Below are 21,302 nucleotides of genomic sequence, written 5' to 3'. Positions count from 1 at the left end.
GCCGCCGTGCTCGCCGCAGATGCCGACGTGCAGGTCGGGGCGGGGGGGGCGGGGGGCCCCGGCGCCGGGCGGGCCCCCCCCCCGGCGGGGGGGCGGCCCCCACGACTCGAAGACCCGTCACAGGACGGGCGCGCGGGCGGGGGCGATGCGGCGGCCGGAGATGTGCTCGGCCTCGACCACGATGTAGTGGTCCCGGTCGCCCGGCGCCCACGTCGTCAGCGGCAGCTGCGCCAGCCGGGCCAGCTCGGCGGCGTCGGTCACCTCGCGGGCGTGCCCCACCGCCGTGACCGAATGGTCTCCAGGATCCCCGGCCCGGCGCCGCCCGCGGCAGGGACGAAAGTCCCCTCTTCCCCGGCGACCGGCCCGCGGGTGGCCGGATGTCCCGTCCGGGACCTTCGGCCCTTCAAGTGCGGACGTTCGCCCCGGTCAGCAGGCGGGCCGCGCTCCCTAGCCTGAGAACCGGCCCGCGGTCGCGGGTCTCACCCCCGGGACTGTGGAGGTCACAATGTTGTCCGCGGAATCCGCCGCCGTCGTCCGCGCCACGCTGCCCGTCGTGGGCGCCTCGCTCGACGCCATCACCGAGCGGTTCTACGCGACGATGTTCGCCGACCGGCCCGAGCTGCTGGACGGCCTGTTCAACCGCGGCAACCAGGCCAGCGGCGAGCAGCGCAAGGCGCTGGCGGCCTCCGTCGCCGCCTTCGCCACCATGCTCCTGGACCACCCCGACCAGCGGCCCGACCACCTGCTCGCGCGGATCGCGCACAAGCACACCGCGGTCGGCGTCACCGACGACCAGTACGTGATCGTGCACAAGTACCTGTTCGGCGCGATCGCCGAGGTGCTGGGCGAGGCCGTCACCCCGCAGGTCGCCGCCGCCTGGGACGAGGTGTACTGGCTGATGGCCGGCGCCCTGATCGCGATGGAGGCCCGCCTCTACGCCGAGGCCGGCGCCGTCGAGGGCCGCACGTGGCGGCGCTGGCGGGTGGCCGGCCGCCGCGAGGAGACGCCCGACGTCGTCTCCTTCCTGCTCACCCCGCTCGGCGAGGAGCCCCCGCCGCCCGCCCGTCCCGGCCAGTACGTCAGCGTCCAGGTCGAGATGCCCGACGGCGTGCGCCAGCTCCGCCAGTACACGCTGTCCAACGCCGGCGACGGCCTGCGCAGGATCACCGTCAAGCGCGTGGACGACGACCCCGCCGGCGAGGTGTCCACCCTGCTGCACGCCACCGTCCGCCAGGGCGACGAGCTCACCCTGTCGGCGCCCTTCGGCGACGTCACCCTGGACGACTCCGAGGCGCCGCTGGTGCTGGTGAGCGCCGGCATCGGCGGCACCCCCATGGTGGCCATGCTCGACCACCTCGCCGCCACCGGCTCCCGCCGCCGCGTCCTGGCCCTGCACGCCGACCGCTCGCCCGACCGGCACGCGTTGCGCGAGGACATGACCCGCCTGGCCCCCGACCACGTCTTCTGGTACGAGCACGGCGCCCAGGCCCCCGACCGCGACGGCCTGATGGACCTCGGCGGCGTGCCGATCCCGCAGGGCGCGGTCGCCTACCTGTGCGGGCCGCTGCCGTTCATGCGCGAGGCGCGCGCCGCGCTGCTGAAGGCCGGCGTGGCGGCGCGCGACGTGCACTACGAGGTCTTCGGGCCCGACCTGTGGCTCGCCGCCGGCTGACCGCCCGCCGCGGCGGCCCGGCTGCCCGATCCACCCGCCGATCCATCCGCGATCCACGTGACCAGGAGTATGAGATGAGCGTTGTCCGAGGCGCGGCGAGGGCGCTTCTGGGCGCCGCCGGCGCCGCGATGGTGGCCGCCGGTCCCGTCATGGCCGCCCGGGGCGTCCAGGCGCGCGGCGAGATCCGCGGCGAGCTGCGCCGGCAGGCCATCAGCTTCCCCGGCAAGGGGCTGCCCGCCGAGCTCGCCGCCCACCAGGGCCGCGCCGTCCTGACCGGCCCGCAGGCCAGGGCCTACGCCCAGGTGATCGGCCGCAACGTGCTGACCGCCACCGGCGGCCGGACGTACGCGCAGGTCAGCGCCGAGCTGTTCGCGGCGGGCGGCGCGGACGCCGAGCTGGAGAGCCTGCGGCGGACCGCCTTCACCGGCCAGATGCTGCGCGCCTCCCTGCTCAACGCCTACCAGGCCTGGCAGCTCGGCAACCTGGCCATCGGCCTGGGCGGGCTGCTGACCGTCACCGGCGCCGCCCTGCTGACCTGCGGCGCCACCCTCGCCGCCGACCAGTGACGGGGACGGAACCATGCGACCGGCGACGTCCGGAACCACCCAGCTGGAGGACTGTGTGCTGTCCATCGGCCATCACTTCACCGAGACCTTCCACGCCGAGCACCGCGAGGTCAGGGACCTGCTGCTCGCGCTGATCGACGCCTTCGGCACCGGCGACGCGGCGCGGGCCGGGAAGCTGGTGGCGGCCCTGTCGGCGGCCGTCGGGCCGCACTTCCGCTACGAGGAGGAAGCCATGTACCCCGGCCTGAAGGCCGTCCTCGGCGCGCACTACGTGGACAAGCTGCTCAACGACCACGACGACACGATCCGCAACATCCGCGAGCTGGCCGAGCTGGCCGACCTGGCCGCGCTCGACGGCCTGGGCGAGATCGACGAGAACCAGGCCGCCTGGGGCATCGCCCTGGCACGGGAGATCCTGCCGCACGTCAGCGACTGCGACGGCCTGTCGCTCATGGTCGAGACGCTGCCCGAGGACGACGTCGTGCACATCCTGGCCACCCGCGAGGTGGCCAGGGAGATCAACGCCGACGTGCTCACCTGGGCCGGCACGCTGCGGGCGCGGCGTGTCTGAGGCCGGGCTCCCCGTCCTGATCCAGGGCGGCATGGGTGTCGCGGTGTCCGGGTGGCGGCTGGCGCGCGCGGTCGCCCGCACCGGGCAGCTCGGCGTGGTGTCGGGCACCGCCCTGGACGTCGCCCTGGCCCGCCGCCTGCAGCGCGGCGACCCCGGCGGCGACCTGCGCCGGGCGCTGGCCTGCTGCCCCATCCCCGAGATCGCCGAACGGGTGCTCGGACGCTACTTCGTGCCCGGCGGGATCGCGCCCGGCACGCCGTACCGGCCGGTGCCCCGGCTCGGGCTGCGGCCCAGCCGGGCCCGCGACGAGCTGGCCGTGGCCGCCAACTTCGCCGAGGTCTTCCTGGCCAAGCAGGGCCACGACGGGCCGGTCGGCGTCAACTACCTGGAGAAGATCCAGCTCGCCACGCCCGCCGCCGCCTACGGCGCGATGCTGGCCGGCGTCGACTACGTCCTGATGGGCGCCGGCATCCCGGCGGAGATCCCGGCGCTGCTCGACGCCTTCGCCGCCCACCGCCCGGCCGAGCTCACCGTCGCCGTGGCCGAGGCCGGCGACGCCCGGCACACGGTCGGCCTCGACCCGGCGGCGCTGTGGCCCGCCCCGGCCGAGCCGCTGCGGCGCCCCAAGCTGCTGGCGATCGTCTCCTCCCACGTGCTGGCCGCCTACCTGGCCCGCTCGCCGGTGACCAGGCCCGACGGGTTCGTCCTGGAGGCGCCGGTGGCCGGCGGGCACAGCGCGCCGCCGCGCGGCCGGCTGGTGCTCGACGAGCGCGGCGAACCCGTCTACGGGCCGCGCGACGAGGCCGACACCGCCAAGGTCGCCGCGATCGGGCTGCCGTTCTGGCTGGCCGGCGGCTACGCCACCCCCGGCGGCGCGGCCGGCGCGCGGGCCACCGGCGCCACCGGCATCCAGGTCGGGACGGCCTTCGCGCTGTGCCGGGAGTCGGGCCTCGACGACGGCCTGCGGCGGCGCATGCTGAGCCGGGCCCGCCGGGGCGCGCTGGAGGTGCGCAACGACCCGCGCGCCTCGCCCACCGGCTTCCCGTTCAAGGTCGCGAGCCTGCCCGGCACCCTGTCGGAGCCCGAGGTGTTCGACCGGCGTCCCCGGCTGTGCGACCTGGGCTACCTGCGCACCCCGTACGTCAGGCCCGGCGGCGCGATCGGCTACCGCTGCCCCGCCGAACCCGTGGACGCCTACGTCCGCAAGGGCCGGCCCGCCGAGGAGGCCGAGGGCCGCCAGTGCCTGTGCAACGGGCTGACCGCCGCCATCGGCCTGGGCCAGCACCGCGCCGACGGCTACCACGAGCCCGCCCTGCTCACCCTGGGCCAGGACCTCGGCTTCCTGGACGGCCTGCCCGACGACCACTCGGCCGCCGACGTCGTGAACCACCTCCTGCGAGGAGCACCCGCATGACCGCACCACCCGGCGGGCGGCCGCTGCGCCGCGTCCGGCGCGACGTCGCCGCGAGCCCGTTCATCGTGATCTGGGAGGCCACCCGCGCCTGCCCGCTGGCCTGCCTGCACTGCCGCGCCGAAGCCGTGCCCGACCGGCACCCGGAGGAGCTGACCACCGAGGAGGCGTACCGGCTCATCGGCCAGGTGGCGGACTTCGGCACGCCCCCGCCGCTGTTCGTGATCACCGGTGGTGACCCGTTCGAGCGGCCCGACCTGCTCGACCTGGTCCGCCACGCCCGCGCCGGCGGCCTGGCCCCGGCGGTGTCCCCGTCGGCCACCCCCGCGCTCGACCCGGCCAATCTCGCCCGGCTGCGCGAGGCCGGGGCCGCCGCCGTCTCGCTCAGCCTCGACGGCGCGACCGCGCCCGTCCACGACGCCTTCCGCGGCTACGACGGGGTGTTCACCCGTACCCTGCGCGCCTGGCGGGCGGCCCGCGAAGCCGGGCTGAAGGTGCAGATCAACACCACCGTGACCCGCCACAACCTGGCGAGCCTGCCGGACATCGCCGCCCTGGTACGCCAGGAGGGCGCGCTGCTGTGGAGCGTGTTCTTCCTCGTGCCCACCGGCCGGGGCCGCGACCTGTCGGCCCTGACCCCGCAGGAGACCGAGGACGTGCTGCACTTCGTGCACGACGTCGGCACCGCGATCCCGGTCAAGACCACCGAGGCGCACCACTTCCGGCGGGTCGCCGTGCAACGGCTCGTCCTGGCCGGGCAGGGCGTGGACCACGCCGAGGCGCTGCGGCTCGGCCCGCTCTACCGCACCCTGCGGCGACGCGCCGAGCAGGCCGGGCTGATCGAGGAGCGGCGCACCCGCCGCCCGCCCGTCGACGTCAACGCCGGACGCGGGTTCGTCTTCGTCTCCCACACCGGGACCGTGCATCCCTCGGGCTTCCTCCCGCTGGACGCCGGGAACGTGCGCGACCGGCCCCTGACCGAGATCTACCGCTCCGCGCCGCTGTTCACCGCGCTGCGCGACCCCGACCGGCTGACCGGCCGGTGCGGCGCGTGCGAGTTCCGGACGATCTGCGGCGGCTCCCGTTCACGCGCCTACGCTTGCTCGGGAGACGTCCTCGGCGAGGAGCCGTGGTGCGCCTACGAGCCCGGCAGCTTCCCCTACCAGAAGGAACTGGCCGCCCATGTACGAGCCGCCCGTGTATGACAGGAGAAGGGCCGGCGGGCTGGCCGCGCCCTACGACACGATGCTGGCCGCCTACGCCGCCGCGCTGGCCGGCTCGCCGCTGGCCGCCTCCAGCAAGGCCAGCTACCTGCGCCGCGTCGGCCGCTACCTGACCTGGGTCGCCGCCGCCTCGGCCCGCGGCCGGCTGGCGGGCGAGCCGCTGGCCGACACGACCGTGGCCGTCCGCACCGCCCACGTCTACCACGGCGAGCTGGACGGCCGCTACGCCCCCAGCACGATCAACAGCACCCTGGCCGCGCTGGAGGACTTCTACGCCCGGCTCCACCTCGGCGCGACCGGCATCCCTCGCCGGCCGGCGTCCGGCGACCGGGCGGGCGCGCGATGACCTGGTGGTCGGTGGTGCGCTTCCTGCACGTGCTCGGGGCCGCGCTGTGGGTCGGCGGCCAGCTCGCCGTCTCCCTCGTCCTGCTGCCCCTGGCCCGGCGCCTGCTGGACGACGAGCGCCGCGCCCAGGTGCTCGGCGCCGTCGGCCGCCGCTTCGGGCTGCTCACCGCCGCCCTGTTCCTGCCCCTCCAGCTCGCCACCGGCGTGGCCATCGCCTGGCACAAGGGCGTCACCTGGGCCTCGCTCGCCGAACCCGGCTACGGCCGCACCCTGGCCGCCAAACTCCTGCTGTTCTGCGCCGTCATGGCCGCCGCCGCCCTGCACGGGTGGGCCGCCGCCCACGCCCGTCCCCGCCTGGCCCGCGCCATGGCCGTCAGCGCCCTGGTGGGGTCGATCGGCGTCGTGCTGCTGGCCGCCGCGCTGCCCGCCACCTGAGCATGGCCGATCGGAGGCGCGGAAAGGGACTTTGGTCCCTGACGGGAGCACCGCCGGCCGCGACATCGTGGAGACATGCCCGCAGTTACCGTCGTGCCGGGAGCCCCGCGATGACCGGCGCCGGCGTCCCCGGCGCCCGCACCTGGGACCGCCCCTTCGCCTCACATGCCGGCGTGCGCCGGATCGTCGCCTCCGCCGTCGCGGCGCCCTCGGTGCACAACACCCAGCCCTGGCGCTTCCGCCGCCTCGACGACACCACCATGGAGCTGTACGCCGACCTCGACCGGCTGCTCGCCGTCACCGACCCCCTGGGGCGCGGGCTCGGCATCAGCTGCGGGGCCGCGCTGTTCAACCTGCGGCTGGCGGTCCGGATGACCGGGCACGACCCCGGCGTCCTGCCGCTGCCCGACCCGACCGGCCGGCCCGACCTGCTGGCGACCGTACGGGCCACGCCCGGCGGGCCGCCCACCCCGGACGAGCGGCTGCTGCACGACATGATCCCGCACCGGCGCACCAACCGCTTCCCCTTCGAGCGCCGCCCGCTGCCCAGGGACGTCCTGCTCGACCTGGTCAACGCCGCCCACGACGAGGACGCCACGCTGCTCCTCGTCAAGGGCGGGACGGCCAGGCGGGTGCTGGACATGGTGGCCCTGGCCGACGACACGCTGACGGCCGACGCCGCCTACCGGGCCGAGCTGGCCCGCTGGACCCGTCCCGGGGCGGCGGGCGCCGACGGCGTCCCCGCCCACGCCTTCGGCCCGCGCCCGCGCTGCGGCGAACTGCCCATGCGCGGCTTCGGCGGCGGCGAGGTCGCCGACTTCGAGGCGGAGCCGCAGCTCGTCGCCCTGTTCACCCGGGGCGACGGCCCGCACGACTGGCTGCGCGCAGGGCAGGCCCTGCAACGCGTCCTGCTCACCGCCACCGCGCACGGCGTGGCGGCCTCGATGTTCAGCCAGCCGCTCGACCTGCGCCCACCGCAGCACCGCGGCGACCGGCCCGGACCGTTCGGGCACGTGCAGATGCTGATCAGGCTCGGGTACGGCCCGCCGGTCCCGCGCGTCCCCCGGCGCCCGGTGTACGAGGTGCTCGACCGGGCGGGGGCCCGGCGTGCCTGAGCGGGGCGGTCCCCGATCCACCCGGCCTCGCCGGCCACGGACAGGAAGGTGCCCGGGATGCCGGTCGACATCCGTATAGAGAGCGGCAGGCCGATCGACCTGCCGCCGCCGCCGAGGCGGGCCCGCGCGTCCTGGCACCTGCGGGCGAACGCGATCGTCGTCGCCTGGCTGGCGCTGACCGTCGTGGCCGCCCTGGCGGGCGACGTGCTGCCGGCGCCGTCGTGGCTGCTGATCCACGTGTTCCTGCTCGGCGCGGTCAGCACGGCCGTGCTCATCTGGAGCGAGCACTTCACGGTGGCGCTGCTGCGCGTCCGCGGCCCGTCCGAGCGGGTCAGCCTGACCCGGCTGGCGCTGCTCAACATGGCCACGGTCGCGGTGCTGGCCGGGGTGGCGTACGGGCCGTGGCACCTGGCGGCGGCCGGCGCGGCGCTGCTGACGGGCGTGGTGCTGTGGCACGCGGCCGTCCTGGTCCGGCTCGTCCGCTGCGCGCTGCCCGGCCGGTTCGGCCACGTCATCGGCTGGTACGTCACCGCCGCCTGCGCGCTCGCCGCCGGCGGCGTCCTCGGCGGGCTGATGGCCGCCCAGACCGTCCAGGGCGCGCTCCACGAGCGCATGAGCGCCGCCCACTCCCAGGTGAACGTCTTCGGCTGGATCGGGCTCACCGTGCTCGGCACCCTGTTCACCCTGTGGCCGACGGTCCTGCGCACCCGCATGTCGGACCGGACCCGCCGGGCCTCGCGCGTGGGGTTGTGGCTGGCCGCGCCGGGACTGACGGTGGCGGTCGCCGGGCTGCTGGCGGGCTGGCGGTGGGTGGCCCTGGCCGGGCTGGCGGCGTACGCGGCCGGCGGGCTGGCGGTGCTCGTCCCCCTGGGCGACGCGCTGCGGCGCAGGCGGCCGCACACCGGCGCGGCGTGGATGCTGGGAGCGGCGATCGTCTGGTTCGAGGTGGCGCTGGCCGCCGATCTGGTGGTGGTGGCCACCAGGCCGGCGCACCAGGTCGCCGCCGCGCTGGCCCCGCTGCTGCCGCTGATGCTGGTCGGGTTCGTGGCGCAGGTGCTGCTCGGGTCGCTGCTGCACCTGCTGCCCGCGGTGCTGGGCGGCGGCCCGGCCCGGTTCAAGGAGAACGCGGCGCTGCTGGAGCGCGGCTGGCCGGTGCGGCTGGCGGCGCTCAACGTGGGGGTGCCGCTGCTGGTCCTGCCGGTGCCGCGGCCGGTCGTGCTGCTGGGATGGGCGTCGGTGCTGGCCGCCGTGCTGGCCTTCGTCGCCCTGGCGGCGACCGCCCTGACCCGCCCCCGCCCGCCCGCCGCCTCCCCGGCTGCCGGGGGCGAGGGCGGCCCGGGGTGGCGGCGGTCGCTGCCCGCCCTCGCCGGGGTGGTCGCCGGCTGCCTGCTGACGGCCGCCGCGGTCGTCGTCGCCACGTCCGGCGGGTCAGGACCGGCGGCGGTGACCGCGACCGGCTCCCGCACGGTCGAGGTGACGCTGTCCGGGATGCGGATCCGCCCCACCGTGATCGAGGCCCCCGTGGGGACCGTGCTGACGTTGCGGGTCACCAACGCCGACGCCCAGCGGCACGACCTGCGCCTGGCGACCGGCGAACGCACCCCGATGCTGGCTCCCGGCCAGAGCGCGACGCTGCGCCTGGCGCCGCTGGGCGGGCCGGTGGACGGCTGGTGCACGGTCGCCGGGCACCGCGCCGCGGGCATGACCATGCGCCTGGCCCCGACCGGCGCCCCGGCGGCGGCGTCCCGGCCCCAGGAGGCCACCGGCCACACCGGTCACACGACCACCGACGCCGCCCCGGCCGTGCCCGGGGCGCTCGACCTGGCGGCGCCCATGTCGTCCGGCTGGCGACCCCACGACGCGACGCTCCGGCCCGCGCCCGGCGGCACCGAGCACCACGTCGAGATCCGCGCCGACGACCGGCTCGTCCAGGAGGTCGCGCCCGGGATGCGGCAGCGCGTCTGGACGTTCAACGGCACCATGCCGGGCCCGGTGCTGCGCGGCAAGGTCGGGGACGTGTTCGTCGTGACGTTCGTCAACGCCGCCACCATGGGCCACGGCATCGACTTCCACGCCGGCGCCACCGCACCGGACGGGCCGATGCGCACGATCCAGCCGGGCGAGCGGCTGACCTACCGCTTCCGCGCCGACTACGCCGGGGCGTGGCTCTACCACTGCTCGACCATGCCGATGACCCAGCACATCGCCAACGGCATGTACGGCGCCGTCGTCATCGACCCGCCGGACCTGCCCAAGGTCGACCGCGAGTACCTGCTGGTCCAGGGCGAGCTGTATCTCGGCGAGCCGGGCGGCGAGGCGCAGGTCGCCAAGATCCGGCAGGGCGCCCCGGACGGCTGGATGTTCAACGGCACCGCCGCCGGCTACGACCACGCCCCGCTGCCGGCCACGGCCGGGGAGCGGGTCCGCATCTGGGCGGTGGCCGCCGGCCCCAGCTCGGGCACGTCCCTGCACGTGGTGGGCGCGCCGTTCGACACGGTCTACAAGGAGGGCGCCTACCGGCTGCGCACCGAGGACGCGGGCGGCGCGCAGGCGCTCGACCTGGCCCCGGCGCAGGGCGGCTTCGCCGAACTGGTCTTCCCGGAGGCGGGCACGTACCCGATCGTGGACCACACGATGCGGCAGGCGGAGGCGGGCGCGCACGGCCTGTTCAAGGTCGGCGCCCCGCCGGAGGACTGACCGCCGCCGCCCGGCCGGTCAGCCGGTCGTCGCCGGGGACTGGCCGGGCGTTATGCGGTCCCAGGTGGCCAGCGGCAGCATGATGACGGCCGCGGGGAACAGGCCGTGCTCCTCGTGGTCGATGTGCCGGTGGAGGCGGTCGAGGGCGTCCAGCACGGCGGGCCAGTCGGGCGCGGCCGGGTCGATCGCGCCGAGGACGCCGTGGATGTCGGCGTGCTCGGCGCACAGCCGGGCCACCTCCTCGGCCAGCGACCCCTCGGCGCGCAGCTCGGCGAACAGCCCGCGCTCCTCGGTGTCGGTGTGCGGGACGAGCCGGGCCATCAGGTCCGCCAGCAGCGCCACGGCGTCACCGTGGCGCAGCTCCCCGACGGCGCGGCGCAGCGCCCCCGCGCACTCCTGGATGTCCCAATGCTCCTGGGACAGGCGGCCGATCAGTGGGAACTCCCGGCAGCCGCAGTAATTGCACATGGTCACGTCCTTACAGGAGGGTCGCTTCTCGACGACGGCGGCCGGGGCGCGCGCATACGCGTACCGCTCCCCGGGCCGCCCCTTGCCTCCACCCTTTCCGCCGGGACGACGCGCCGGTCAGGGCCGAAAGTCCCTGATCGCCCCCGACCTCCGTCGGAAAACCACGTGACGGGCACCGGCGGCATCAGGGACGATCACGGCCATGGAGTACGGCGAACTGGTCGCGCGGGCGTCGGCGGCGGCGATCGAGGGCTGGGACTTCGCCGCCCTGCACGGCCGGGTCGTCGAGGAACCGCTTCGCCCTGCTGGCCCGCCGCTCACCCGGAGCGGGGGCGCGGGGGGACGGTGACAGGACGGCCCGTCCTGGCTGACTCGTAGGCGGCCTCGACCAGGGCGACCGCCGCCGCCGCGTCGTCGCCCGGCGCGTGGTTCGGGCCCCGGCCCGCGATCAGCTCCCCGAACGCCTCCACCGGCGCGTGCTTGGCCCACGCGGCGTGGCTCGGGTCGGGGGACACGCGGATGCGGGCGCCGTCCGGCCGGTGCACCGTGGCGGTGCCGTGCTGGAGGTCGTGCTCGACCATGCCCGAGGTGCCGTACAGGCGCAGGCGCTGGCGGGTGGGCAGGCCCTCGGGCACGGTCCCGGTGGCGGTCAGCGAACCCACCGCGCCGCCGGTCAGCCGGACGGTGACCGCGTCGACCACGTCGACCGGCAGCGAGCGGTGGTCCATGAGGGCGAAGACCTGCCCGGCGCCCTGCCCCGTGGCCCTGGTCAGCGCGCCGGCCAGGTGCGTGAGCTGCGAGTGGCCCTGGCCGCCGGCGGCCGGGGCGGCGTAGGTGGGCGCGCCGGTGAACAGGCTCATCATGACGGAGGAGAAGTCGCCGTTGACGCATACCAGCTCGCCGATCTCCCCCTCCAGCACGGCCTGCCGCACCCGGACGGCGGCGGCGCTGTACTGCCCGGTGTAGCCGACCGACAGGTGCGTCCCGGTGCGCTCGGCCGTGGCCACCAGGTCCCACGCCTCGGCCGCGGTCGTCGTCATGGGCTTCTCGACCAGCACGTGCACGCCGGCCTCCAGCGCGGCCCTGGCCAGCGCGTGGTGGGTGGCGTGCGGGGTGGCGATGACGACGCCGTCGACCAGGCCGGAGGCGTACAGCTCGGCCGGGTCGGCGAAGGCGGGCACGCCCGGCTCGGCGCGTCCGGGATCGGGGTCGCACACGGCGGCCAGGCGCAGGCCGGGAGCGGCCGCGATGGCCGGAAGATGGGCGAAGCGGGCCCACCACCCCAGCCCGACCACCCCGAGCCGGACGGTCACGCGACCCTCCGCAACGGCACGGACGGGTCGAGCTCCAGCCCGAACCCGGGCGCGTCGCCGAGCCGCACCCGGCCGTCCACGGGAAACGTCTCACCGGTGCACAGGGGATGTTGCGGGACGAGCCAGTCGCAGTCACCCACGAACATGCCGAACTCGGCCAGCGGCGGCTCGGGCCGGGTGGCGATGAAGTGGTAGGCGTAGTGGCCGCCGGTGTGGGGGACCAGCCGCACGCCGTGCGCGCGGGCCACCGTCGAGATGCGGCGCAGCTCGGTGAGCCCGCCGCACCAGTTGGGGTCGGGCTGGACGACGTCCACGCCCGACTCGCACAGCAGGCCGAAGCCGGCGGCGGTGTACTCGTGCTCGCCGGAGGCCAGCGCCATCGGCGCCGGCAGGCGGTCGCGCAGCCGCCGGTGGGCGGCGTAGTCGTCCGGGCGCAGCGGCTCCTCGATCCAGTCGAAGCCGAGCGGGGCGACGGCGTGGGCCAGGCGGGCGGCGTAGTCGACGTCGAGCGACATCCAGCAGTCGTACATCAGCGGGAAGTCCGGGCCGGCGGCCTGGCGGGCCTGCTCGGCGATCGAGACGTTGGCGCGGAAGCCGTCCTCGCCCTCGACGGGGGCGTAGGTCAGCGGGATCTTCGCGCCCCGGAAGCCGAGCCTGCGGGCCGCCTCGGGCCGCGGGCCGGTCGCGTACAGCTCGACGCCGTCGTGCACCGCCCCGCCGAGCAGGGTGTGCACGGGGGTCTGGGTGATGCGGCCGTGCAGGTCCCAGATCGCCAGGTCGACGGCGGAGATCGCGTGCAGGGCCAGGCCCTTGCGCCCGTAGTGCAGGGTGCTGTTGAACATGCGGTCCCACAGCCGCTCGTGGTCGAAGGCGCTCTGCCCCCGTACGAGACAGGCCAGGTGCAGGGCGGCCAGGGTGGCGACGACCAGGCCGCCGTTGGTTGTGCCGAGACCCACGTGCCCGGACGCGCTCTCGACCTGGACGACCACCGTCTGCTGCGAGTCGGGCCCGATGGCGGCCATCCGGTCGTCGCGGAAGTCGGCGTGCTGCGACATGGGGCTGGCGACCTTGCGCCGCTTCCACTGGCGTAACGCCTCGCCGTCGCCGGGATCGGCCGCCGCGGGCGGCAGGTTGACGTAGTCGGCCACGAAGACGCGGACGTCGGTGATCCGGTCCATCAGCTCTCCTGGTTCTTGTACGGCCGGACGGCCTGCTGGGCCGCGGCCATGGTCTCGCCGGCCTGGTCGAAGGTGCGCTGGGCGACGGTGATGAACAGCACGTCGATCACGGCGAGCTGGCCGTGCCGGGTGGCCAGCGCCTCGGTGCGGAACCCGGTCTGCACCCGGGTCAGCAGCGTGAGCTCGGCGCGGGCGGCCAGCGGCGAGGCGGGGTCGTTGCAGATCGCGATGGTCGCCGCGCCGTGCGACGTCGCCTCGCTCACCAGGTCGACCGCCTCCTTGGTGCGGCCGCTGTGCGAGATCGCCACCACCACGTCGCCGGGGCCGAGCAGCGCGGTGCCGCTGAGCGCGATGTGCGTGTCGGTCGAGGTCCAGGCCGGCACGCCGACGTGGTAGAGCCGTTGCTGCAGCTCCGAGGCCACCGTGGAGCTGCCGCCGGCGCCGAACACCCACACCCTGCGGGCCGTGGCGAGCAGCGCGCAGGCGCGTTCGGCCGCCGCCAGGTCGAGCCCGGCCAGCGTCTCGGTGGTGGCCTGGGCGATCGCCGCCGAGACCACCTCGGCGATGCGCGGCAGCCCGTCGTCCTCGGCCACGTCGGCGCCGATGCTCACGCTCCACGGCTCGGCCTTGGACCGGCCGCTGTCGGAGGCCAGCGCCAGGCGCAGCTCGGCGTACCCGTTCAGGCCGAGCGAGCGGCACAGCCGGGTGACGCTGCCGGTGGAGACGCCGCACCGGTCGGCCAGGTCGAGGATCGTCAGCCGGGCCACCGCCCCGGGGTCGGCCAGCACCAGGTCGGCGATGGCGCGCTGCGCCTCCGGCATCGACGGCGCCATCTCGGCGATCCGGTCGACGACGCCCTCCAACGGGCTCTGCATGGATGTCCTGCCTCTCATCATCGCAACGGAGAATAATTTGTCTTCGTGTAACGCGTCAACGGCGAAGTTGTTATCCGAATCCCCTTGACGAAGGGTCGAGACGTCCCGCACCTTAGCGGCCACAGAGAAAAATTCATCGCTACCAGAACGGGATGCCGATGTCCTTCCTCTCCGCGGCCGGCTATTTCAGCGCGCTCCAGGACGTCCTGACCAAGGTGAGCACGTCCCAGGCGCCGCTGGTGGACAAGGCGGCGGCGTTGATCGCCGACGCGGTCGAGGCCGGCGGGGTGCTGCAGGCCTTCGGCAGCGGCCACTCCGAGGCGTTCGCCCTGGAGCTGACCGGCCGGGCCGGCGGGCTCGTCGCCGCCAACCGCATCGAGCTGCGCGACCTCGTGCTGCTCGGCGGCGCGGAGCCGGGCGTGCTTTCGGACCCGCTGCTGGAGCGCGATCCCGCCGTCGCGCCCCGCCTGTACGAGCTGGCCGCGCCGGACCCGCGCGACGTGTTCGTCATCGCCTCCAACTCCGGGGTCAACGGCTCGATCGTCGAGCTCGCCGCCCTGGTCAAGGAGCACGGCCATCCGCTGATCGCGGTCACCTCGGCCGAGCACTCCGGCCGCATGCCCTCCCGCCACCCCTCGGGACTGCGTCTGAGCGATCACGCCGACATTGTGCTCGACAACGGCGCGCCGTACGGCGACGCGATCCTGCCGCTGCGGGACGGCGGCCGCGCCTGCGGCGTCTCCTCCATCACCGGCGCCCTGCTGTCCCAGCAGATCGTGGCCGAGGTGGCCCGCCGCATGGAGGCGTCCGGGACGCGGCCGCCGGTGTACCTGTCGGCGAACGTCCAGGGCGGCGACGAGCACAACCGCCGCCTCGAAGAGCGGTACGACGGGCGCATCCGCCGTACCACCAGGTAACCAGGAGTACCACCATGAACCACCTCTCCCGGCGGCAGCTCCTGCGCGGCGCCGCCCTGACCGGGGCCGGCCTGCTGGCCACGGCCTGCGCCACCCCCGGCGACCCCGCCGCCACCCGGCCGGCCGCCACCGGCGCGCGCAGCGCCGCCAACCCGCTCGGCCTCGACGAGAACGGCCCCCTGGAGATCGTCATCTTCGACGGCGGCCTCGGCGACGCCTACGCCACCACCATCCACGAGCCGCTGTTCCTGAGCCGCCACCCCAAGGTGCGGCTCAAGCACTCCAGCACCAAGGAGATCTCCGGCACGCTGCAGCCGCGCTTCGTCGGCGGCAACCCGCCCGAGGTCATCAACAACGACGGCGCCCAGGCGCTCGACCTGGCCGCGCTGGTGCAGGGCGGCCAGCTCCAGGACCTCACGCCGCTGCTGGAGGTCCCCTCCTGGGACGACCCGGGCACGAAGGTGCGCGACGTCCTGCTGCCCGCCGCCATCGAGGCGGGCTCCTTCGACGGCCGCCCCTACAGCGTGCCGTACGTGTTCATGATCTTCGGGTTCTGGCACTCCGCCAAGCTGTTCGCCCAGAAGGGCTGGACGGCCCCCGCCACCTGGGACGAGTTCCTCACCCTGTGCGGCACGATGAAGAAGGCCGGCATCGCGCCGTTCGCCTACGCCGGCAAGTACCCCGGGTACGTGTGGGAGGCCATCCTCACCATGGCCGTCAAGCACGGCGGCCCCGAGGTGATGAAGCGGGTGGACAACCTGGAGGACGGCGCCTGGCAGGCCGACGCCCTGACCGCGGCGGCCGGCGCGTTCGGCGAGCTGCACGCCAGGGGGTTCCTGCTGCAGGGCACCGAAGGGCTCAACCACACCGAGTCGCAGGCCCGGCAGAACAGCGGCGAGGTCGCCGTCATCCCCAACGGCTCCTGGCTGGAGAACGAGCAGAAGAAGGTCGCCCCCGCCGACTTCGGCTACGCCATGTTCCCCGTCCCCGCGCTGGAGGCGGCCGAGGCGATGCCGGGCACCGCCCTGCACGCGATGCCCGGCTCCGGCTTCGTCGTCGCCGCCAGGAGCCGCAACCCGGCGGCGGGCATGGAGTACCTGCGCGCGATGGTCTCCCGCGAGGGCGCCGGCAAGTACAGCGGCCTGGTCAGCACCCTGACCACGGTCCGCGGCGCGGCGCTGCCGCCGCAGGCCGGGGCCGGGCTCAGGAGCGCCGCCGCCGCGCTCGAGGCCGCCGGGACCGGCCTGGTCAACTGGCGGGTGCACGAGTGGTACAAGGAGATCGCCACCGAGCTCGACGCCGCCACCGGGCAGCTCATGACCGGCGGCATCACCGCCGCGCAGTGGGCCGAGCGGCTGCAGCGCAAGGCCGACGCCGTCAAGAAGGACTCCTCGATCAAGAAGTTCTCGAGGTAACCCGCCGTGCGGCACGGACGGCGGCGCTTCGCCGCGACCTTCCTGGCCCTGCCCGTCCTCCTCTACGTCCTCTACGTCATCTCCCCGTACGCGCAGGCGTTCCAGATCTCCCTGACCGACTGGCGCGGGATCGACGCCCGGCCCGCGTTCGTCGGGCTGGACAACTTCCGGCGCCTGCTGGCCGACCCGGTCTTCTGGAAGGCCATCTCGCACAACGCGATCCTGCTGGCCGCGCTGCCGGTCATCACCCTGGGGCTGGCGCTGCTGTTCGCGTACCTGCTCAACGCCGGCGGCGACCGGCCGGGCACCGGCGTCACCGGGTCGGGCTTCTACCGGGTGGTGTTCTTCTTCCCGCAGGTGCTGTCGGTCACGATCATCGCGGTGATGTTCCAGTCGGTGCTCCGCCCCGACCGCAGCGGCGTGCTCAACGGCCTGCTCATGCAGCTCGGCCTGGACCCGGTCGGCTTCCTCACCGACCCAGGGCTGGCCCTGTGGTCGATCCTGGGCGTGCTGGTCTGGCAGGCCGTCGGCTTCCACGTCGTGCTGTTCTCGGCCGGCATGGCCGCCATCCCCCGCGAGCTGCACGAGTCGGCGCAGATCGACGGGGCCGGGCGGGCCGCGTCCTTCTTCCACGTCACCCTTCCGCTGCTGCGGCACACCGTGCAGGTCGGCTGGGTCTACCTCGGGGTGGCCGCCTTCGACGCGTTCTCGATCGTGTTCGTGCTGTCGGCCGAGCGCGGCGGCCCCGACTACAGCACCACCGTGCTGGCCAACGAGGTCTACCGCAACGCCTTCGGCTACGCGAAGTTCGGCTACGCCTCGGCCCTCGGGGTCGCCCTGTTCTTCTGCACGATCACCTTCGCCGCGCTCACCCTCCGGCTGACCCGGCGCGACAAACTGGAGTACTGACGATGGCAGTCGACGTCCGTCCCGCCGTGGGGCGGCGCGCCGCGAGCCCGGCCCGGCGCGAGCTCGGGCTCCGGCGGTCGGCGCACGTGGTGCTCGCCCTCTGGACGGTCCTGGTGGTCGTCCCGATGGCCTGGACCCTGCTGGCCTCCTTCAAGGACACCGCGGAGATCTTCGGGCCCGCCTGGACGCTGCCGGCCCGGCTGCGGGTGGACAACTGGGTCCGGGCCTTCGAGCAGGCGCACATCGGCACGTACCTGGTCAACACCGTGGTCGTCGTGGTGCTGTCCACGACGGGCACCATGGTGCTGGGCTCGATGGCCGCGTACGTGCTGGCCCGCTATCCCTTCCGCGGCAGCGGCGCGGTGTACCTGCTGTTCGTCTCCGGCATGGCCTTCCCGGTCTACCTGGCGCTGACCCCGCTGTTCTTCGTGGTCAGGAACAGCGGCTCGATCCCGCTGATCGGCCCGTTCATCGGGCTGGACACGCGCGGCGGGCTGGTGCTGGTCTACATCGCCTACTCGCTGCCGTTCACCGTGTTCTTCCTGACGGCCTTCTTCAGGACGCTGCCCGGCTCGGTCGCCGAGGCGGCGTTCATGGACGGCGCCTCGCACACGCGGGTGTTCTTCCAGGTCATGCTGCCCATGGCGCGGCCCGCCCTGACCGGCATCACCGTCTTCAACGTCCTGGGCCAGTGGAACCAGTACCAGTTGCCGCTGATCCTGCTCAGCGGGAACGCCCGGGACAAATGGGTGCTCACCCAGGGCATCGCCGACATCTCCACCGCCACCGGCTACAGCGCCGACTGGGGAGCCCTGTTCGCCGCGCTCAGCCTGTCGATCCTGCCCATGCTGGCCGTCTACGTCGCCTTCCACCGGCACATCCAGGCCGGCATGACCGAGGGGGCGGTCAAATGAGCCTCGTCCTCGGCCTCGACGTGGGCGGCACCACCACCCGCGCCCTGGTCGCCGACCTGGACGGCACGGTGCTGGCCAGGGCGTCGGGCGAGGGCGGCAACCCGGTCGCCCACGGGGCGGCGGCCGTGGACAGGGTCGGCGCGACCGTGCGCGAGGCGCTGACGGGGCTCGATCCGGGCCGCGTACGGGCCGGGGTGATCGGGCTGGCCGGCGGCATGGGGCGGTACGCCGCCGACTTCGACCGGCTCTGGGCCCGGCTCGGGCTCGGCAGCACGCCCCGGCTGATCAGCGACGTCGAACTCGCCTTCGCCGCCGGAACCGGTCCGGCCCCTGACACCGAACAAATGCCCGGCCTCGGGCCGGACTCCGCCACCTGGCCGGACTCCGGCTCCGTCCTGGTCTGCGGGACGGGCGCCGCCGCCTGCCGGATCACCGGCGGGCGTACGGCCCGCTGCGCCGACGGGCACGGCTGGCTGCTCGGCGACCTCGGCTCCGGCGTGTGGATCGGCCGCCAAGCCATCCGCCACACCCTACGCGCCATCGACCTCACCCCCTCCACCGCCCTCCCGCCGCTTGCCGCGGCTGTGCTGGTGCAGCTCACCGGCGGGGTCGCCGCGGACCGGGCCGCCGCAGGGAGGGTGATCGAGGCCGTGCACGCCGCCCCCGTCCCCGCCATGGCGGCGCTGGCCCCCGTGGTGACCCGCCTGGCACTCCAGGACGACCCCGACGCCGCCGGCATCCTCGCCCGCGCCGCCGCCCACCTGCTGGCCACCCTCGCCGCCGTCCGGGAGCCGGGCGAGCGCACGCCCCTGGTCCTGGGCGGCGGCCTGCTGGCAGCCGGATCCCCGCTCGCCGCGACCGTACGGCGGCAGGCCGCCGCCCGCTGGCCCGCGGCCCCGATCAGCCACGCGGGCGACGGCGCCCTGGCCGCGGCCCGCCTCGCCCGCCACGACCTGCGAAAGGCGCTCCGATGAAACGCACCCTGTTATGCCTCGCCCTGCTCGCCTCCGGCCTGACGGCCTTGCCCACCCCGGCGACCGCCGCCGCGAACACCACCGCCACCCCGCCGACCGCCACCACGACCGCCACCACGAGCGCCGCTGTGACGCCGCAGCTCACCGACACCTTCGAGCACGCCCGCGACACCCACCCCACCTACGGCCTCAACGACTCGCTCGGAGCCCGGCAGAGCGGCGGCGCGCGCGGCGTCACCTACACCCGCGTGTCCGGCTCGTGGACCACCGCCACCCCGCCCGAGCCGTACTACTCCCAGGTCAACCATCCCGACTACCCGGGGAAGCTGGCCTTCGCCCTGGCCCGCTCGGCCGTCCGCCTGGACGCCCCCCTCGCCCAGGACCAGGACGACGCCTACACCGTCTCGGTGACGGTGGACCCCGACCCCAAGCTGCGCGGCACCGACGGCGACTGGAGCTCGGTCATGTTGTCGCGCAGCCCGTCCTCGGCGGGTTACGTCACCAGCGCGGACGTCCAGCTCGGGCTGACCGTGGCGCGCAACGGCGAGGTGCAGCTCTTCCGCGCCGGCAACGCCCTGTGGAGCGGCACGCTGAAGACCACCCGGGCGGGCGACGGCTTCCACGTCACCGTCGCGGTCTCCGGCGCGTCCAAGGCCGACCCGTCGGTCACCGTCACCGTGAACGCCGCCACCCGCACCACCGGCCTCGGCACCCCGATCGCCAAGCCCTACCTCTACCTCGGCGCGTACGTCAGCAACGACAAGCAGGTCAGCACCGCCGACGACCTGACGGTCAGCCGCCTGTCCCGCTTCGCCGACACCTTCGACGACGCCCAGGACGCCGAACCCGGTTACGGCCTGAACGACGCGCTCGCCAAGCGGCAGCCGCCGCTCGGCACCTCGGCCTACACCCGCGTCTCGGGCGACTGGCAGTCCTTCGACCAGCCGCCGCCGTACTACTCGCAGGTCAACCATCCCGACTATCCGGGCAAGCTGGCCTTCGCGCTGCGCCGCTCGGCCGTCCGCCTGGACGCCCCCGTCACGCCCGGCCAGGACGACGCCTACACCGTGTCGGTCACGGTGGACCCCGACCCCAAGCTGCGCGGCACCGACGGCGACTGGAGCTCGATCATGTTGTCCCGGAACCGGGACTCCAGCGGCTACGTAGCCAACGGCGACGTGCAACTGGGCCTGACCGTGGCGCGCAACGGCGAGGTGCAGCTCTTCCGCGCCGGCAACGCCCTGTGGAGCGGCACGCTGAGGACCACCCGCGCGGGCGACGGCTTCCACGTGACCGTCGCCGTGACGGGGGCGTCGAAGGCCGACCCGTCGGTCACCGTCACGGTCAACGGCGTCACCCGCACCACCGGCCTCGGCACCCCGATCGCCAAGCCCTACCTCTACCTCGGCGCGTACGTCAGCAACGACAAGCAGGTCAGCACCGCCGACGACCTGACGGTCAGCCGCGTCGACCTCTACCCGAACGTGGAGTACTACGGCTACTTCGCCACCGACGCCCTGCGCAGCTGGGGCAACCACCTGCCCGAGGTCACCGGCTTCGCCAACCTGCACTGGATCAGCGTCTCCCCGGACTGGGACGTCCCCGGCAGCGGCTACCGGACCTCCGACCTGGCCGGCTGCCCGCCCCGCTCCTGCGCCCTGTACGTCGGCGAGGAGTTCTTCCCGCCGGAGACCTGCAAGGGCAACGGCGTGTGCCCGATCGACGCCTCGCTCAAGCGCTGGAAGGCGTTCGTCGAGCTGGTCAAGCCGTACAAGGACCGGATCGGGGCGATCTACCTCAAGGACGAGCCGCAGATCTACGGCGTCACCAACGCCGACCTGCAGACCATGGCCACGGCCGTCGAGGAGTCGATGGCGCCGGGCAAGGGCTTCGGGCCGTACCCGATCATGCTGACCCTGGCCAGCGGGGACGTGAAGCCCTCCACCCTCATCCCCGCCGAGGTCGACTGGATCGGCGTGGACGACTACGCGGCCGACGAGGCCAGGCTCGACGGCCTGCTCACCACCCTCGAACGGATGACCGGCGGCACCAAACGCACCTACCTGTTCCCGCCGACCGCGGTCGCCCGCTACACCGGCCCGTACGACACCGACGAGAAGATCGAGGCCGTCCAGCGCGTCTACCACGACCTGGCCAAGAAGCACCAGAGCGTCATCGCGATCATGAACTTCGGCGTCTGGGTGGTCACCGACAGCCCGATGACCTACCCGTACCAGATTCCGCGCATCTGGGACGTCCAGGAGAGGTTCGGCGTCGCGGTCACCGTCAAGAACTGACGCCCAC

At 74.6% G+C, this 21,302-nt stretch carries 21 protein-coding genes; 16 read left to right on the top strand and 5 right to left on the bottom strand.

Annotation, left to right across the window (positions count from 1 at the left end):
• Positions 1-117: 117 nt before the first annotated feature.
• Positions 118-279 carry a hypothetical protein gene (locus ABZ444_RS40400; protein WP_358009030.1) on the bottom strand — a complete coding sequence of 54 codons (162 nt, stop codon included), beginning with the start codon at positions 277-279 and terminating at the stop codon, positions 118-120.
• 226 nt (positions 280-505) lie between these two features.
• Here ABZ444_RS40400 and ABZ444_RS40395 point away from each other — a divergent pair, with 226 nt between their 5' ends.
• From ABZ444_RS40395 to ABZ444_RS40355, 9 genes are all read left to right on the top strand, one after another.
• A complete protein-coding gene (locus ABZ444_RS40395; protein ID WP_358009028.1) occupies positions 506-1,672 on the top strand; it encodes a globin domain-containing protein in 1,167 nt (388 codons plus the stop codon).
• Between the two features lie 74 nt (positions 1,673-1,746).
• Positions 1,747-2,238 (top strand): hypothetical protein, encoded by a 492-nt coding sequence (locus tag ABZ444_RS40390; RefSeq protein WP_358009026.1) that lies wholly within the window; start codon positions 1,747-1,749, stop codon positions 2,236-2,238.
• Between the two features lie 13 nt (positions 2,239-2,251).
• Positions 2,252-2,809 (top strand): hemerythrin domain-containing protein, encoded by a 558-nt coding sequence (locus ABZ444_RS40385; protein ID WP_358009024.1) that lies wholly within the window; start codon positions 2,252-2,254, stop codon positions 2,807-2,809.
• Positions 2,802-4,223, top strand: coding sequence for a nitronate monooxygenase (locus ABZ444_RS40380; protein WP_358009022.1), 1,422 nt, complete (start codon positions 2,802-2,804; stop codon positions 4,221-4,223). Before ABZ444_RS40385 ends, ABZ444_RS40380 begins: the two co-directional genes overlap by 8 nt.
• The gene (locus ABZ444_RS40375; protein ID WP_358009020.1) at positions 4,220-5,425 is read left to right on the top strand and encodes a TIGR04053 family radical SAM/SPASM domain-containing protein; all 1,206 of its coding nucleotides are present in this window, start codon (positions 4,220-4,222) and stop codon (positions 5,423-5,425) included. Before ABZ444_RS40380 ends, ABZ444_RS40375 begins: the two co-directional genes overlap by 4 nt.
• Positions 5,418-5,789 carry a hypothetical protein gene (locus ABZ444_RS40370; RefSeq protein WP_358009018.1) on the top strand — a complete coding sequence of 124 codons (372 nt, stop codon included), beginning with the start codon at positions 5,418-5,420 and terminating at the stop codon, positions 5,787-5,789. Before ABZ444_RS40375 ends, ABZ444_RS40370 begins: the two co-directional genes overlap by 8 nt.
• A complete protein-coding gene (locus ABZ444_RS40365) occupies positions 5,786-6,223 on the top strand; it encodes a hypothetical protein (protein WP_358009017.1) in 438 nt (145 codons plus the stop codon). The genes ABZ444_RS40370 and ABZ444_RS40365 overlap by 4 nt, the downstream gene beginning before the upstream one ends.
• A 110-nt stretch (positions 6,224-6,333) precedes the next feature.
• Positions 6,334-7,338: a hypothetical protein gene (locus ABZ444_RS40360; protein WP_358009015.1), complete on the top strand. Its 1,005-nt coding sequence runs from the start codon at positions 6,334-6,336 to the stop codon at positions 7,336-7,338.
• A 57-nt stretch (positions 7,339-7,395) separates the two neighbouring features.
• Positions 7,396-10,035 (top strand): multicopper oxidase domain-containing protein, encoded by a 2,640-nt coding sequence (locus ABZ444_RS40355; protein WP_358009013.1) that lies wholly within the window; start codon positions 7,396-7,398, stop codon positions 10,033-10,035.
• Positions 10,036-10,053: 18 nt separating this feature from the next.
• Here ABZ444_RS40355 and ABZ444_RS40350 read toward each other — a convergent pair whose 3' ends face one another.
• Positions 10,054-10,503, bottom strand: coding sequence for a hemerythrin domain-containing protein (locus tag ABZ444_RS40350; RefSeq protein ID WP_358009011.1), 450 nt, complete (start codon positions 10,501-10,503; stop codon positions 10,054-10,056).
• A 202-nt stretch (positions 10,504-10,705) separates the two neighbouring features.
• On the opposite strand from ABZ444_RS40350, the gene ABZ444_RS40345 reads away from it, so the two are divergent.
• On the top strand, positions 10,706-10,852 hold the full coding sequence (locus tag ABZ444_RS40345; protein ID WP_358009009.1) for a hypothetical protein: 147 nt from the start codon (positions 10,706-10,708) through the stop codon (positions 10,850-10,852).
• Here ABZ444_RS40345 and ABZ444_RS40340 read toward each other — a convergent pair.
• Genes ABZ444_RS40340 through ABZ444_RS40330 form a run of 3 tightly spaced genes read right to left on the bottom strand, consistent with a single transcriptional unit; the run spans position 10,821 to position 13,869 of the window.
• On the bottom strand, positions 10,821-11,816 hold the full coding sequence (locus tag ABZ444_RS40340) for a Gfo/Idh/MocA family oxidoreductase (protein ID WP_358009007.1): 996 nt from the start codon (positions 11,814-11,816) through the stop codon (positions 10,821-10,823). The genes ABZ444_RS40345 and ABZ444_RS40340 overlap by 32 nt on opposite strands.
• Positions 11,813-12,994, bottom strand: coding sequence for an L-rhamnonate dehydratase (gene rhmD, locus ABZ444_RS40335; protein ID WP_358009005.1), 1,182 nt, complete (start codon positions 12,992-12,994; stop codon positions 11,813-11,815). Before rhmD ends, ABZ444_RS40340 begins: the two co-directional genes overlap by 4 nt.
• A complete protein-coding gene (locus tag ABZ444_RS40330; protein ID WP_357977652.1) occupies positions 12,994-13,869 on the bottom strand; it encodes a MurR/RpiR family transcriptional regulator in 876 nt (291 codons plus the stop codon). The genes rhmD and ABZ444_RS40330 overlap by 1 nt, the downstream gene beginning before the upstream one ends.
• A 152-nt stretch (positions 13,870-14,021) precedes the next feature.
• On the opposite strand from ABZ444_RS40330, the gene ABZ444_RS40325 reads away from it, so the two are divergent.
• From ABZ444_RS40325 to ABZ444_RS40300, 6 genes are read left to right on the top strand one after another with little or no spacing between them, the layout of a single operon-like run.
• Positions 14,022-14,786 (top strand): SIS domain-containing protein, encoded by a 765-nt coding sequence (locus ABZ444_RS40325; protein ID WP_358009003.1) that lies wholly within the window; start codon positions 14,022-14,024, stop codon positions 14,784-14,786.
• 14 nt (positions 14,787-14,800) lie between these two features.
• Positions 14,801-16,201 carry an N-acetylglucosamine/diacetylchitobiose ABC transporter substrate-binding protein gene (gene ngcE, locus ABZ444_RS40320; protein ID WP_358009002.1) on the top strand — a complete coding sequence of 467 codons (1,401 nt, stop codon included), beginning with the start codon at positions 14,801-14,803 and terminating at the stop codon, positions 16,199-16,201.
• Positions 16,202-16,207: 6 nt separating this feature from the next.
• Positions 16,208-17,110, top strand: coding sequence for a sugar ABC transporter permease (locus ABZ444_RS40315; protein ID WP_358009000.1), 903 nt, complete (start codon positions 16,208-16,210; stop codon positions 17,108-17,110).
• Between the two features lie 2 nt (positions 17,111-17,112).
• Complete coding sequence (locus ABZ444_RS40310; RefSeq protein ID WP_358008999.1) at positions 17,113-18,024, top strand: carbohydrate ABC transporter permease; 912 nt, start codon at positions 17,113-17,115, stop codon at positions 18,022-18,024.
• Positions 18,021-18,998 carry a BadF/BadG/BcrA/BcrD ATPase family protein gene (locus tag ABZ444_RS40305; RefSeq protein WP_358008997.1) on the top strand — a complete coding sequence of 326 codons (978 nt, stop codon included), beginning with the start codon at positions 18,021-18,023 and terminating at the stop codon, positions 18,996-18,998. The genes ABZ444_RS40310 and ABZ444_RS40305 overlap by 4 nt, the downstream gene beginning before the upstream one ends.
• On the top strand, positions 18,995-21,295 hold the full coding sequence (locus ABZ444_RS40300) for a hypothetical protein (RefSeq protein ID WP_358008995.1): 2,301 nt from the start codon (positions 18,995-18,997) through the stop codon (positions 21,293-21,295). Before ABZ444_RS40305 ends, ABZ444_RS40300 begins: the two co-directional genes overlap by 4 nt.
• Positions 21,296-21,302: the final 7 nt, after the last annotated feature.

The sequence above is a fragment of the Nonomuraea sp. NPDC005730 genome, assembly GCF_040630865.1.
Taxonomy (GTDB): domain Bacteria; phylum Actinomycetota; class Actinomycetes; order Streptosporangiales; family Streptosporangiaceae; genus Nonomuraea.
This window is presented reverse-complemented; position numbering and strand designations above follow the sequence as displayed.

Excerpts from the sequence above, each read along its gene's own strand:
- ABZ444_RS40345 (WP_358009009.1), top strand. The coding sequence starts at position 10,706 with ATGGAGTACGGCGAACTGGTCGCGCGGGCGTCGGCGGCGGCGATCGAG.
- ABZ444_RS40325 (WP_358009003.1), top strand. The coding sequence starts at position 14,022 with ATGCCGATGTCCTTCCTCTCCGCGGCCGGCTATTTCAGCGCGCTCCAG.
- ngcE (WP_358009002.1), top strand. The coding sequence starts at position 14,801 with ATGAACCACCTCTCCCGGCGGCAGCTCCTGCGCGGCGCCGCCCTGACC.
- ABZ444_RS40310 (WP_358008999.1), top strand. The coding sequence starts at position 17,113 with ATGGCAGTCGACGTCCGTCCCGCCGTGGGGCGGCGCGCCGCGAGCCCG.
- ABZ444_RS40385 (WP_358009024.1), top strand. The coding sequence starts at position 2,252 with ATGCGACCGGCGACGTCCGGAACCACCCAGCTGGAGGACTGTGTGCTG.
- rhmD (WP_358009005.1), bottom strand. The coding sequence starts at position 12,994 with ATGGACCGGATCACCGACGTCCGCGTCTTCGTGGCCGACTACGTCAAC.
- ABZ444_RS40330 (WP_357977652.1), bottom strand. The coding sequence starts at position 13,869 with ATGCAGAGCCCGTTGGAGGGCGTCGTCGACCGGATCGCCGAGATGGCG.
- ABZ444_RS40395 (WP_358009028.1), top strand. The coding sequence starts at position 506 with ATGTTGTCCGCGGAATCCGCCGCCGTCGTCCGCGCCACGCTGCCCGTC.
- ABZ444_RS40305 (WP_358008997.1), top strand. The coding sequence starts at position 18,021 with ATGAGCCTCGTCCTCGGCCTCGACGTGGGCGGCACCACCACCCGCGCC.
- ABZ444_RS40360 (WP_358009015.1), top strand. The coding sequence starts at position 6,334 with ATGACCGGCGCCGGCGTCCCCGGCGCCCGCACCTGGGACCGCCCCTTC.
- ABZ444_RS40390 (WP_358009026.1), top strand. The coding sequence starts at position 1,747 with ATGAGCGTTGTCCGAGGCGCGGCGAGGGCGCTTCTGGGCGCCGCCGGC.
- ABZ444_RS40375 (WP_358009020.1), top strand. The coding sequence starts at position 4,220 with ATGACCGCACCACCCGGCGGGCGGCCGCTGCGCCGCGTCCGGCGCGAC.
- ABZ444_RS40365 (WP_358009017.1), top strand. The coding sequence starts at position 5,786 with ATGACCTGGTGGTCGGTGGTGCGCTTCCTGCACGTGCTCGGGGCCGCG.
- ABZ444_RS40300 (WP_358008995.1), top strand. The coding sequence starts at position 18,995 with ATGAAACGCACCCTGTTATGCCTCGCCCTGCTCGCCTCCGGCCTGACG.
- ABZ444_RS40355 (WP_358009013.1), top strand. The coding sequence starts at position 7,396 with ATGCCGGTCGACATCCGTATAGAGAGCGGCAGGCCGATCGACCTGCCG.
- ABZ444_RS40350 (WP_358009011.1), bottom strand. The coding sequence starts at position 10,503 with ATGTGCAATTACTGCGGCTGCCGGGAGTTCCCACTGATCGGCCGCCTG.